8 protein-coding genes and 1 pseudogene are annotated in these 12,238 nt (G+C 56.1%); 6 read left to right on the top strand and 3 right to left on the bottom strand.

Going from position 1 to position 12,238, the window contains the following annotated elements; genetic code table 11:
* Positions 1-117: 117 nt before the first annotated feature.
* On the bottom strand, positions 118-933 hold the full coding sequence (locus F9C28_RS20145; RefSeq protein ID WP_233149047.1) for a hypothetical protein: 816 nt from the start codon (positions 931-933) through the stop codon (positions 118-120).
* Here F9C28_RS20145 and F9C28_RS12335 point away from each other — a divergent pair.
* The gene (locus F9C28_RS12335) at positions 932-1,489 is read left to right on the top strand and encodes a recombinase family protein (RefSeq protein ID WP_199015666.1); all 558 of its coding nucleotides are present in this window, start codon (positions 932-934) and stop codon (positions 1,487-1,489) included. The genes F9C28_RS20145 and F9C28_RS12335 overlap by 2 nt on opposite strands.
* A gap of 238 nt (positions 1,490-1,727) precedes the next feature.
* On the opposite strand, the gene F9C28_RS12330 is transcribed toward F9C28_RS12335, so the two are convergent.
* Complete coding sequence (locus F9C28_RS12330) at positions 1,728-2,576, bottom strand: MurR/RpiR family transcriptional regulator (RefSeq protein ID WP_199015665.1); 849 nt, start codon at positions 2,574-2,576, stop codon at positions 1,728-1,730.
* Positions 2,577-2,698: 122 nt separating this feature from the next.
* On the opposite strand from F9C28_RS12330, the gene murQ reads away from it, so the two are divergent.
* The 4 genes and pseudogenes from murQ to tadA form a co-directional block, all read left to right on the top strand.
* Positions 2,699-3,592, top strand: coding sequence for an N-acetylmuramic acid 6-phosphate etherase (gene murQ / locus F9C28_RS12325; protein ID WP_199015664.1), 894 nt, complete (start codon positions 2,699-2,701; stop codon positions 3,590-3,592).
* 11 nt (positions 3,593-3,603) lie between these two features.
* Positions 3,604-4,971 carry a PTS transporter subunit EIIC gene (locus F9C28_RS12320; RefSeq protein WP_199015663.1) on the top strand — a complete coding sequence of 456 codons (1,368 nt, stop codon included), beginning with the start codon at positions 3,604-3,606 and terminating at the stop codon, positions 4,969-4,971.
* A gap of 3 nt (positions 4,972-4,974) precedes the next feature.
* Positions 4,975-5,610 carry a phosphatidylglycerophosphatase C gene (gene yfhb, locus F9C28_RS12315; RefSeq protein WP_199015662.1) on the top strand — a complete coding sequence of 212 codons (636 nt, stop codon included), beginning with the start codon at positions 4,975-4,977 and terminating at the stop codon, positions 5,608-5,610.
* 106 nt (positions 5,611-5,716) lie between these two features.
* Positions 5,717-6,184: pseudogene (gene tadA / locus F9C28_RS12310) on the top strand (tRNA adenosine(34) deaminase TadA); the annotation flags it as partial.
* On the opposite strand, the gene mltF reads toward tadA, so the two are convergent.
* Positions 6,078-7,631: a membrane-bound lytic murein transglycosylase MltF gene (gene mltF, locus F9C28_RS12305; protein WP_332909416.1), complete on the bottom strand. Its 1,554-nt coding sequence runs from the start codon at positions 7,629-7,631 to the stop codon at positions 6,078-6,080. The pseudogene tadA and the gene mltF sit on opposite strands and share 107 nt — an antisense overlap.
* A gap of 362 nt (positions 7,632-7,993) precedes the next feature.
* On the opposite strand from mltF, the gene purL reads away from it, so the two are divergent.
* A complete protein-coding gene (gene purL / locus F9C28_RS12300) occupies positions 7,994-11,881 on the top strand; it encodes a phosphoribosylformylglycinamidine synthase (protein WP_199015660.1) in 3,888 nt (1,295 codons plus the stop codon).
* Positions 11,882-12,238: the final 357 nt, after the last annotated feature.

Here is a 12,238-nt window from a genome sequence, read left to right as displayed (position 1 = left end):
GACGAAAGCAGGTATGCCTGAAAGTGTGCGTATTGCCTGAAAACACAACCCGCTACGGGGGAGACTTACCCGAAATCTGATTTATTCAACAAAGCCACTTTTGACATAAAATGTTCCTCAAAAAACATAACCCTTGACAAAAACTTGAAATGAAATTGTTGAACCTGAAGCCATAGTGTTTAAATAGTACATCGTCTGTGGGCTGGATAGCTCAACATCAAATGGACATTGCCCAATTAAATAATAGGTAGGCCATGATGCGCCGATTGCATTTGTAGAATCTCCGGCCCCCCCCATTGTAATATTTCCTAAGTTAGTCGCTCCAGCCAGATCGCCCATAACACGCTTTGCGTTAAGCGGAACCATCGCGGCAAGCGTCATTGATGTCCACGATGAATTCTGTACAGTCACATTTAGAACAATGGTGCGAGGCGTCATCCATGTTCTATCAGTCAACAGACCAGGTAGGAGTTGCCCACTGGAATTGGTGCCACATACAGCAATAAGTGCGCTGGCTGTGTAACCAGCAGGCATATTTGATCCGCCATACACTTCCGGAGCTTTTGCTGATGTTACGTTAACCGCAAGGGCAGCAGTTGTCTTCGTTGTCGGATTATAGATTGCATAAATTGCGACAAAACCCGATGCCGGAGCTGCTCCGGTATCCATACCGCCAGCGCCAGTCGTGGCAAGATTAATCGACAGAGATAAATTATTCAGTCTGTACTGAGTGCCACCAATCGCTGTTTCAACGACTAACTCGTCTGCTGTCCATGTTGCTGTAGAGCTGGCAGCAGTTATTCTCATCGCCGCATTTCTGGACTGCCCAACAATGCCGGTAAGCCCTGTTCCCAAACCAACCTTTTTAAAACCCTCAAGTATCTGGCGATCTCTCGCCGTTTCTCCTGTTTTCACAACAGGAGAAATACCCATGATTTACGGCTATGCCCGAGTATCAACAAACCACCAGGACACCGAACTTCAGCGAATCGCGCTCGAATCAGCAGGGTGCGAACAAATAATGGAAGAGCATGCCAGCGGTAGAAAATCAAACCGGCCCGTACTGAAGCGCCTAATTACGGCTATGCATACGGGAGATGAGTTGGTGGTCTGGAAGCTGGACAGGATTGGGCGTAACGTTTTACATGCGCTGCTGATGTTTCAGCAACTACAGGAGAAGGGCATTAACTTCCGAAGTATTACCGATGGTGTTGATCTCAAAACAGCCAGTGGTCGCTATAACTTTCGCAACATCCTCTCTGCGGCACAATACGAATCCGACCTTAATAGTGAACGCACTTTAGCGGGCTTGGCTGTAGCTAGATCAAAAGGTCGTGTCGGTGGACGGCGTCCGAAATTTACCAATGAACAATGGGAAGAAATGGGGAGGCTAATCGCAGATGGTGCGAGCAGACAATATGTTTCTGGTGTATACGGAATAGGAATATCAACGCTGTACAAGAAGTTTCCGGTAGCTGAATCTCTTTAAGATTTTGTGTTGCTGGGCTTTTATTGAAAATTTTCCCTCTCAAAATCCAGCAACGCAATCAATAACACACAATCCTATTGCATTGAAATTATTGTTGTTTATCGCTCTTGTTCCACATATCACAATTAATACATTTTTTGGTAATCAGCAGTGCCATGGGGAAATCTCAGTAACGCGAAACAGGGCCGGTATTATACGCGGCTTTCACCAACAGGACACCCCCCAGGCCTATCCGTTATCAAACCAGCTTTTTCATTAATGCCTCGCTGTGGCGAATACGTTCCGGGGCATGATCCAGATCCTGCTGGATCAGCGCCATAAATAACAGATCGGTTAACATCATTTGGGCGCTGGTAGAAGAGATAGCCGCGCTGCGTGTGGCCTGCTCCTCGGCAATGGTGTACAGGCAATGGGTGGCCCGCTGCTGTAGCGCATTAGGATGGAAGCCGGTTAACGCCAGAATCTGCGCGCCGACATTGCTGGCCTCATCCGCTGCCAGATTGATCTCCCGGCGCTCCCCACTGTAGGAGATTGCCAGTAACAGATCGTCACTACTCATGGCCTGGACGGTCGCCAGCAGGGCGTGCATATCCTGTTCAGCGACGGCGTTAACGCCAATCTTCATCAGTTTCCACGCAAGGTTTTTGGCAACCAACCCGGAAGCGCCGATCCCAACCAGCAGGATACGGCGGGCATGACGGATCATGGCGACGCTATGCAGCAGTTTATCTTCGCTATTCACGTCGAGGGTGGCGTGCATTGCCGCGATGTTTTCTTTGATCAGCTTTTCACCCACTACCCGCAGTGGATCGTCACCAAGGATAGCGTTATGCACCGAGACAGACGGCGTGGCCGGGGCGGTGGCGAGCGCCTCGCTGAGGGATATTTTCAGAGCCGGGTAGCCTTTATAGCCCATCTTCTGGGCAAATTTCACCACGCTGGACTGGCTGACATCCGCGGCATTCGCCAGCTGTTGTGAGCTCATGTGCAGTGCCTGTACCGGATTATCCAGCACATATTTAGCCAGTTTTCGGTCACTTTGCGTCAGTGAAGAAAAACGCTGGCGGATACGTGTCAGGCAGTTCATTTCATTCTCCGGAAAGTCAGTTACGTGATCCTGGTGGCTGATTGGCGGAAATGTTCTCGCCATGATTAATTTTATATTCCATTATACTGCCTGATTATGAATTAAATATTCAAAGGTGCAAAATGAATCTTGGCTCACTGATATCTGAAACCCGCAACCAGGACACGATGGATCTTGATGCGTTGTCTACTCTGGCACTGGTGGAGCGTTTTAACCAGCAGGATGCACTGGTGGCCGGGGCGGTAAAAGCCACCCTGCCCGATGTTGCCCGTGCGGTTGATGCGGCCGCTCAGGCGATAAAACAGGGGGGCCGCCTTATCTATATGGGGGCCGGTACCAGTGGCCGGCTTGGGGTTCTCGATGCCTCTGAATGCCCACCGACGTTTGGGGTGCCCCATGGTCTGGTGGTGGGCCTGATTGCCGGTGGCCCGGGCGCGATGCTTAAAGCAGTTGAAGGGGCCGAAGACAGTGAAGCGCTGGGGGAGGGGGATCTGCGCGATCTTAACCTGACGGCCCAGGATCTGGTGGTTGGCCTGGCGGCATCTGGCCGTACCCCCTATGTTATCGGCGGCCTGAAATATGCCCACAGCATCGGTTGCCCGACGGTGGCCATCTCCTGTAACCCCGGCTCCGCCATCGCGCAATTGGCGGACATTGCCATCTCTCCGGTGGTGGGGCCAGAAGCACTGACCGGTTCCACCCGGATGAAAAGCGGTACGGCACAAAAACTGGTGCTCAATATGATTTCAACCGGGGCAATGGTGAAGAGCGGTAAAGTGTATCAAAACCTGATGGTGGATATGCAGGCCACCAATCTCAAGCTGGTGGATCGCGCCTGCCGAATGGTCATTCAGGCCACCGGGGTAAGCCGCGACGAGGCTGAAGCCGCGCTGAAACAGACTGATTTTGCCGTGAAACCGGCCATTCTGATGGTATTAACCGGCCTGGATGCCGAGATGGCGCGCGAACGTCTTGCCCGCCATGATGGCTTTCTGCGTGCCGCAATAAGCGAGTAAAGGAGCAGGCGATGGATAAAAATACGACACTGGCGAGTGAAATTCTGTGCGGTATCGGGGGGAATGGCAATATCTCCCGGCTGGAAAACTGTATGACCCGCGTGCGGATCGAACTGCATGATGACGCTCAACTGGATATCCCTCGCCTGAAAGCCTTACCGGGCATCAGTGGTTATGTGAAACAAGGGGAGCAGCACCAGTTTATTGTGGGGCCGGGTAAGGCCGCCAAAGTGGTGGACAGTATGCGGGCGCTGCTGCAAAGCAACCCTGTCGCACCGATAGCGACCGGGGATGCCTCCCGGGTACGGGATGCCGCTAAAGCCCGCTACAAAGCGCCGATGAGCGATGCGCTGCGTAAACTGGCCAATGTTTTTATTCCGCTTATTCCGGCGTTTATCGCCTCGGGTCTGATCACCGGGATTGTGAATTTGCTGAGCAGGGAGGATGTGGTCGGCAGCTTTGCTGGCGATTACCCGAATTTGCTGCGCTTGCTGGCCGTTTTCGGCAGTGCGGTATTTGCCATTATGAACATTCTGGTGGGGGTCAATACCGCTAAAGTCTTCGGCGGCTCGCTGGCGATGGGGGGCGTGATGGCCGGGATACTCTCCAGCCCGCAACTGTCCTCCATCACGCTATTTGGTGAAGCGCTGCAACCCGGGCGGGGCGGGGTTATTGCCGTACTGCTGGTGGTGGCCATGATGTGCTACATCGAAAAGTGGTTCCGCGCCCGCTTGCCGGAGTCCCTTGAGCTGATCCTTAACCCACTTCTGACCACGTTGATTACCGCCTCTTTGGCGATTGTTGTTCTGCAACCGCTGGGGGGATGGATTTCCGATGTGATAACCCACGGCGCTAACCTGGCGATTAATCAGGGTGGGGCAATGATGGGGGCGGTATTGTCAGCGGCCTTCCTGCCGCTGGTGCTGACAGGGCTGCATCAAGGGTTAGTGCCGATTCATGTTGAACTGGTACAGGCCCACGGCATGAACCCGCTGCTGCCTATCCTGGCCATGGCCGGTGTCGGGCAGATTGGCGCGGCGCTGGCTATTTTACTGAAAACCCGTAACCAACGGCTGAAAACCGTGATTAAAGGGGCGCTCCCGGTGGGCCTGCTGGGGATCGGCGAGCCCTTGATCTTCGGTGTTACCCTGCCGCTGGGCAAACCCTTTATTGCCGCCTGCCTGGGGGGCGCCGTTGGCGGGGCGCTGGTGTGCTACTGGAAGGTGGCGACGGTGATTACCTTTGGCCTGTCCGGGTTGCCGATGGCGCTGACCATTGCGGCCGGAAAAGTGCTGCCATATCTGGTAGGCTATCTGGCGGCAGTGATTGCCGGGTTTATCTTTACCTGGGTAATAGGGTTCACCGATCCGGAGGAGTAGCAGTTGGCGCAACAGACGCGGCGGGTGGTTTTTTTTGATCTTGATGGGACTTTGCACCGCCAGGATATGCTCGGTTCTTTTATCTGGTGGTTGTTACGGCGCTCGCCGCTGAATAGCCTGTTGGTGCTGTTTTTGCTACCGATCATTTTTATCGGGCTACTGATGGGCGGGGTCGCGGCGCGCTGGCCCATCAGTCTGCTGTTGTGGGCCACCACCTTTGGGCACAGCGATGCCTGGCTGAATGCCCGGCAGGAGGCGTTTATAGCCTGGTTCCGCAGCCAGGTGGTGACCTTCCCCGCAGTACAGGCGCGCCTGATGGCGTATCTGGACAGTACCGATGCAGATGTCTGGCTGATTACCGGTTCACCAGAACCGCTGGTAAGAGGGGTCTACCGGGACACCGCCTGGCTACCGCGGGTGAAAGTGATAACCAGCCAGATGGCCCGCTGCAACGGTGGCTGGGCCCTGCCGCTGCGCTGTTTTGGTCATGAGAAAGTCGCCCAGCTTGAACGGCGTATCGGCTCCCCCTTACGGTTATACAGCGGTTATAGCGACAGCAACCACGATAACCCGCTGATGGCCTACTGCGAACACTGCTGGCGTGTCTCCCCCCAGGGCGAGCTCACCCAAACCAAATAACCTCTGCTACCATTTTACCGGGCCCGATATATAATGCGCGGCCTGGTAATTGCCCTAGCTGAGAGTGACCAACGTGACAACGCCGACTTTTTCCCATGAATACTGGATGAACCACGCCCTTACCCTGGCACAGCGTGCCTGGCAAGAGGGAGAGGTGCCGGTGGGCGCGGTGCTGGTCCATAACAACCAGGTGATTGGCGAGGGCTGGAACCGCTCGATAGGCAAACACGATCCTACCGCCCATGCGGAAATTATGGCCCTGCGCCAGGGGGGGATGATTTTGCAAAATTACCGCCTGCTGGAGGCCACGCTCTACGTCACCCTCGAGCCTTGTGTGATGTGTGCCGGGGCCATGGTGCACAGCCGCATTGGCACCCTGGTTTTTGGCGCCAGGGATGCGAAAACCGGGGCGGTAGGGTCATTAATGGATGTGCTGAATCACCCGGGGATGAATCACCAGGTTGAGGTTATTGAGGGCGTGATGGCGACCGAGTGTTCGGCGTTATTGAGTGATTTTTTCCGAATGAGACGTAAGGAGAAAAAAGCACTGAAAATAGCGAATCGCGATCCTGGCCCAATAACTCATCAGGGCTGACCACCGGATAGCTATTGGCCAGCTGCCGGTTAGCGCTGGCCCTTTTCTGGCGTTCTTGCAAGTATCCCACCAGGCTCTGGTGGTATTTACGGATGTTCTCCACATAGTCGTAAGCTTCATGCCCTCTGGCATAGCCATAGGTGGTTTTGCTGTACCATTTTTTCTGGCTCAGCAGCGGCAGCCGGGTCTTCACATCGGCCCAGCTATCCGGGTTACCTTTTAGCTTCGCGGTGAGTGCCCGGGCATCGAGCATATGGGCATAGCCAATATTGTAGGCGGTCAGGGCAAACCAGATGCGTTCGCTTTCGGGTACCGTGTCCGGCACTTTGTTGATCATATCCTGCAAATACTGCGCCCCGCCGCGAATACTCTCTTCTGCATCAAGCCGGTCAGCCACGCCCAGGCTTTGGGCGGTGTTGCGGGTTAACATCATCAGCCCGCGGACCCCGGTGGGGGAAGAGGCCTGGGTATCCCAGTGGGATTCCTGGTATGACATCGCCGCCAGCAGGTGCCAGTCAAAATGGGTGGCGTATTTCTCGAACAGCGGTTGCAGCTCCGGTAATACGGTATCAACAGAGCGTAAAAAAGTGCGGGTATCGACATAATCGAACTCCCCGACATGGCCAAGGTATTTCTCTTCCAGCCTGGCGAGGGTGCCACTTTCATTGATGTTGTTGAAAAATCCCAGCAGGGCGGCGCTCAGACTGTCGTCATTATCCCGGCGGCTGAACCAGGTGACGGGCTGCTCATCGGTGACATCAAGGGCTACAGCGATTTGCGGGTGAATGCGCTGAAAGATAGCAATCGCCACGGAATCGGCAATGGTGTAGTCCAGCTCGCCATCAGCCACGTGCTGTAGCAAATGGTTGGCACCGCCCCCGTGCGCAACTTGCCAGCGTAAATCCGGGTATTTGGTTGCCTGCAGGCGGTTGAGCTGGCTGATGACTGACACCCCCGGGGCCACGGATAACTGGCCCGGTGCGATATCTGCCAGTGAGCGGGGGCGCTTATTGCCCACCCGATACACCACCTGTTGAGAGACGGAATAAAACGCCGGGCCCTGGCGATAATGGCGGCTGCGTTCGTGGTTATAGACCAGACCGGCGGCCAGCATATCGGCGTTACCGCTGTCCAGATCATCAAACACCTGGGAGATATTATCCCGTACCGTTACCTTGAGTTTCACCCCCAGCCAGCGGGCAAACTGCTGTGCCAGCTCATAATCCAGGCCGGCAATATCGCCATTGGGTTGCCGGGACCAGGTCAGGGGAGTATTGATGGTACTGATGCGCAGCTCCCCCCGGGACTGTATTGCCGCGATGCGGTTATCGTCCGGGGTCATCCAGGACACCGCAGGCCATAGCGCAAGCGCCAGCAGCACGGCAATGACACCAGTCAGCAGATAATTCGCTTTACGTGTTTTCACTTTGGGTAATCTCTGCCTGGCAACTGTCCTGATTGATAACGAGAGGTACAGGGGGATGGTATCTGTTATTCGCGGGGGCGTATTTCAGAGAAGCGCCAAAATCAGGGGCGCGTTGACGGAACCCGCACATTGCCGACCCGGGGAATAATGGGGGTACTGGCACGAATGGACGGCATTTTGCTTAATTTTGCTACATCTGGCAACTGTTTGCGGAAATGAGTGCACAGATAGCTTAACGTGCCAGAGTGATTTTATTTCTACGCAAACGGTTTCGTCGCGGCGCAGTATTCTCTATAATGGCGCTCGTTTTCCCCCTTGCGCCCCTGTGAGCGTCCCCTGGCGCCCTGAAGACGAGAGATCTGATGATGGAAATTCTGCGTGGTTCGCCCGCTTTGTCTGCTTTCCGTATTAACAAGCTGCTGGCCAGTTTCCAGGCCGCCAATCTTCCGGTAACTGCAATTTACGCTGAATACATGCACTTTGCCGATCTGGCGGGTGCCTTAACACCAGAAGAGTATGCCCGATTACAGCGTTTGCTGAAGTACGGCCCGCACCTGGCGGAACATACGCCTGATGGCCGGCTTATTCTGGTTACCCCCCGTCCGGGTACGATTTCTCCCTGGTCTTCAAAAGCAACGGATATTGCCCATAACTGCGGGCTTAACCAGATTACACGCCTTGAACGCGGCGTGGCCTGGTATGTGGACGCCCCTGAGCTGACCACCGCGCAGTGGCAGCAGGTGAGTGGCATGCTTCATGACCGGATGATGGAGAGCGTATTTAGCGCTCTGTCCCAGGCGGAACAACTGTTCAGCCACCGCGAGCCCGCGCCGGTGCAGGCAGTTGATATCCAGGGGCAGGGCCGACAGGCACTGGTTGACGCGAACCTGCGTCTGGGTCTGGCGCTGGCCGAAGACGAAATTGACTACCTGCTGGCGGCATTTACCTCCCTGGGTCGCAATCCGAACGACATCGAACTCTATATGTTTGCCCAGGCGAACTCTGAGCACTGCCGTCACAAAATTTTTAACGCCGACTGGGTCATCAACGGCGAACAGCAGCCTAAATCGCTGTTTAAAATGATTAAAAACACCTTCGAGAAAACCCCGGACCACGTGCTGTCTGCCTATAAAGACAATGCCGCGGTGATGGAAGGCTCACAGGTAGGGCGCTTTTTTGCTCAGCACGACGGGCAGCGCTATGACTACCATCAGGAAGCCGCCCATATCCTGATGAAGGTGGAAACCCACAACCACCCGACCGCCATTTCCCCGTGGCCGGGGGCCGCTACCGGCTCCGGTGGTGAGATCCGTGATGAAGGCGCCACCGGGCGCGGCGCGAAACCGAAAGCCGGGCTGGTGGGCTTCTCGGTTTCTAACCTGCGCATCCCGGGCTTTGAACAGCCCTGGGAAGAAGATTTTGGCAAACCGGACCGTATTGTTTCCGCCCTGGATATTATGACGGAAGGCCCGCTGGGTGGGGCGGCGTTTAACAACGAATTCGGCCGTCCGGCCCTTAACGGCTATTTCCGGACTTATGAAGAGCGGGTGGACAGCCACAACGGCAGCGAACTGCGCGGCTACCATAAGCCGATTATGCTGGCGGGCGGCATCGGGAATATTCGCGCGGAACACGTTCAGAAAGGCGAGATTTCCGTTGGTGCGAAACTGATTGTGCTGGGTGGGCCGGCAATGAACATTGGCCTCGGGGGCGGCGCCGCGTCCTCAATGGCCTCTGGCCAGTCCGATGCCGATCTGGATTTCGCGTCGGTACAGCGCGATAACCCTGAAATGGAACGCCGTTGCCAGGAAGTGATTGACCGCTGCTGGCAGTTGGGTGATGCCAACCCTATCCTGTTTATTCACGATGTGGGGGCGGGGGGGCTGTCCAACGCCATGCCGGAGCTGGTCAGCGATGGCGGGCGCGGCGGGCGCTTCGAACTGCGCGACATTCTTAGTGATGAGCCGGGAATGAGCCCGCTGGAAGTGTGGTGTAACGAATCCCAGGAGCGTTATGTCCTGGCGGTGGCGCCGGAGCAACTGGCGCTGTTTGATGCGTTATGCCGCCGGGAGCGCGCTCCCTATGCGGTTATCGGTGAAGCCACTGAAGCGCTGCATCTGACCCTGAATGACCAGCACTTTAACAATCAGCCCATCGATATGCCGCTGGATGTGTTACTGGGCAAAACCCCGAAAATGACGCGTAATGTTGAGCGTCTGCAAGCGAAGGGCCAGCCCCTGCACCGGGAGGAGATCTCCCTGGCTGACGCGGTGAACCGCGTGCTGCACCTGCCGGCGGTGGCGGAAAAAACCTTCCTGATAACCATCGGTGACCGTTCGGTAACCGGTATGGTGGCCCGGGACCAGATGGTCGGACCGTGGCAGATCCCGGTCGCGAACTGCGCAGTCACAACGGCCAGCCTCGACAGCTATTATGGTGAGGCCATGGCAATCGGTGAGCGGGCGCCGGTTGCGCTGCTCGACTTTGCTGCCTCTGCCCGCCTGGCGGTGGGAGAGGCGCTGACCAATATTGCCGCGACACAGATTGGCGATATCAAACAGATTAAGTTATCCGCTAACTGGATGGCCGCCGCCGGGCACCCGGGAGAAGATGCGGGCCTGTACGCCGCGGTGAAGGCCGTAGGTGAAGCGTTGTGCCCGCAGCTGGGGCTGACAATCCCGGTGGGTAAAGATTCGATGTCGATGAAAACCCGCTGGCAGCAGGGTGAAGAACAGCGGGAGATGACGTCACCGCTGTCGCTGGTGATTTCCGCCTTTGCCCGGGTGGACGACGTGCGCCGCACCGTGACCCCTGAGCTTTCTACTGCCGATAACGCCTTATTGCTGATTGATCTTGGTAAGGGGCATAACGCCCTTGGGGCGACCGCGCTGGCGCAGGTCTACCGGCAACTGGGTGAGAAACCGGCCGATGTGCGTGATGTCGCGCAGTTAAAAGGTTTCTACGAGGCTATCCAGGCGCTGGTGGCGGCACAGAAACTGCTGGCCTACCACGACCGCTCAGACGGCGGCCTGCTGGTGACCCTGGCAGAAATGGCCTTTACCGGCCATTGCGGCATTGAGGTTGATATTGCCGGGCTGGGTGATGATCATCTGGCGGCGCTGTTTAATGAAGAGCTGGGTGCGGTTATCCAGGTTGCCGGACAGGATCGTGAACAGGTCATGCAGCTGCTTCAGGATCATGGCCTGGGGGATTGCTGCCACTGGCTGGGTAACGCCGTTGCCGGGGATAATTTCACCGTCCGCGCCGGGGAACAGGTGCTGTACCGCGAGCGCCGCAGCACCCTGCGTATCTGGTGGGCAGAAACCACCTGGCAGATGCAGCGCCTGCGGGACAATCCGCAGTGTGCCGATCAGGAGCACGACGCCAAGAAAGATCAGCAGGATCCAGGACTCAATGTGGCGCTGACCTATGACATCAGCGCGGATGTGGCGGCACCGTTTATTGCTACCGGCGCCCGTCCCCGGGTGGCGGTCCTGCGTGAGCAGGGGGTTAACTCCCATGTTGAAATGGCGGCAGCGTTCCACCGTGCCGGGTTTGATGCCATTGACGTTCACATGAGTGATTTACTCTCCGGTGCGCGTGGGCTGGCCGACTTCCAGGCACTGGTCGCCTGTGGCGGCTTCTCCTACGGGGATGTGCTGGGGGCCGGGGAGGGCTGGGCAAAATCCATCCTGTTTAACAACCGGGTGCGTGATGAGTTCGAAACCTTCTTCCATCGCCCGCAGACCCTGGCGCTCGGGGTATGTAATGGCTGCCAGATGATGTCCAACCTGCGGGAGCTGATCCCGGGCAGTGATCTGTGGCCGCGTTTTGTACGCAACACGTCTGACCGTTTTGAAGCGCGCTTCAGCCTGGTCGAGGTGGCGGCCAGCCCGTCTCTGCTGCTGCAGGGGATGGAAGGCTCGCGGATGCCTATCGCCGTCTCCCACGGGGAAGGCCGCGTCGAAGTGCGTGATGCCGCCCATCTGGCGGCGCTGGAGAGCAAGGGGCTGGTGGCGCTGCGCTACGTGGATAATGCTGGCCACGTGACCGAGAACTACCCGGCGAACCCGAACGGTTCACCAAACGGTATTACCGCCGTCACGTCCGAAAATGGCCGGGTTACTATTATGATGCCGCACCCGGAACGCGTGTTCCGTACGGTAAGTAACTCCTGGCATCCGGCGGAGTGGGGTGAGGACAGCCCGTGGATGCGGATTTTCCGTAACGCCCGCAAACAATTGGGCTAAGTTGCCCGCCTGATGAAATAACAAGCACGCTGCGGCGTGCTTTTTTATGCCCGCAGATTGTCTTATATTGGCGACAGGCCTGTTTTGCGGTGTCGTTATTTGGAGACATTTAATTACATGAAATATATGGGATTATTGAATTATTGCCTGAGGTGTCTCTAAATGGCGACAGTGGTGGCGGGCGGGGCGCAGAACGGACTGATATTAATTGTTTAAAAATCAATTGATTAAATAAATATAAAAAGATGGCACGCTACGTGCATTAACCAGTGCAGTGGCTCATTCACCTCCTTATGTCAGCGCCGGAACGCCCGGTTATTGCTACATAAAACACCGAATGACGCACTCAAAGGTGCC

Origin of the sequence: Shimwellia pseudoproteus, assembly GCF_016415625.1 — a bacterium.
Taxonomy (GTDB): Bacteria; Pseudomonadota; Gammaproteobacteria; order Enterobacterales; family Enterobacteriaceae; genus Shimwellia; species Shimwellia pseudoproteus.
The sequence above is the reverse complement of the archived record's forward strand: the minus strand, read 5'-3'. Positions and strand labels throughout refer to the sequence as shown.

Coding starts and splice junctions, on each gene's coding strand:
- F9C28_RS20145 (WP_233149047.1), bottom strand. CDS start 933: ATGGGTATTTCTCCTGTTGTGAAAACAGGAGAAACGGCGAGAGATCGC.
- F9C28_RS12330 (WP_199015665.1), bottom strand. CDS start 2,576: ATGAACTGCCTGACACGTATCCGCCAGCGTTTTTCTTCACTGACGCAA.
- F9C28_RS12335 (WP_199015666.1), top strand. CDS start 932: ATGATTTACGGCTATGCCCGAGTATCAACAAACCACCAGGACACCGAA.
- purL (WP_199015660.1), top strand. CDS start 7,994: ATGATGGAAATTCTGCGTGGTTCGCCCGCTTTGTCTGCTTTCCGTATT.
- murQ (WP_199015664.1), top strand. CDS start 2,699: ATGAATCTTGGCTCACTGATATCTGAAACCCGCAACCAGGACACGATG.
- F9C28_RS12320 (WP_199015663.1), top strand. CDS start 3,604: ATGGATAAAAATACGACACTGGCGAGTGAAATTCTGTGCGGTATCGGG.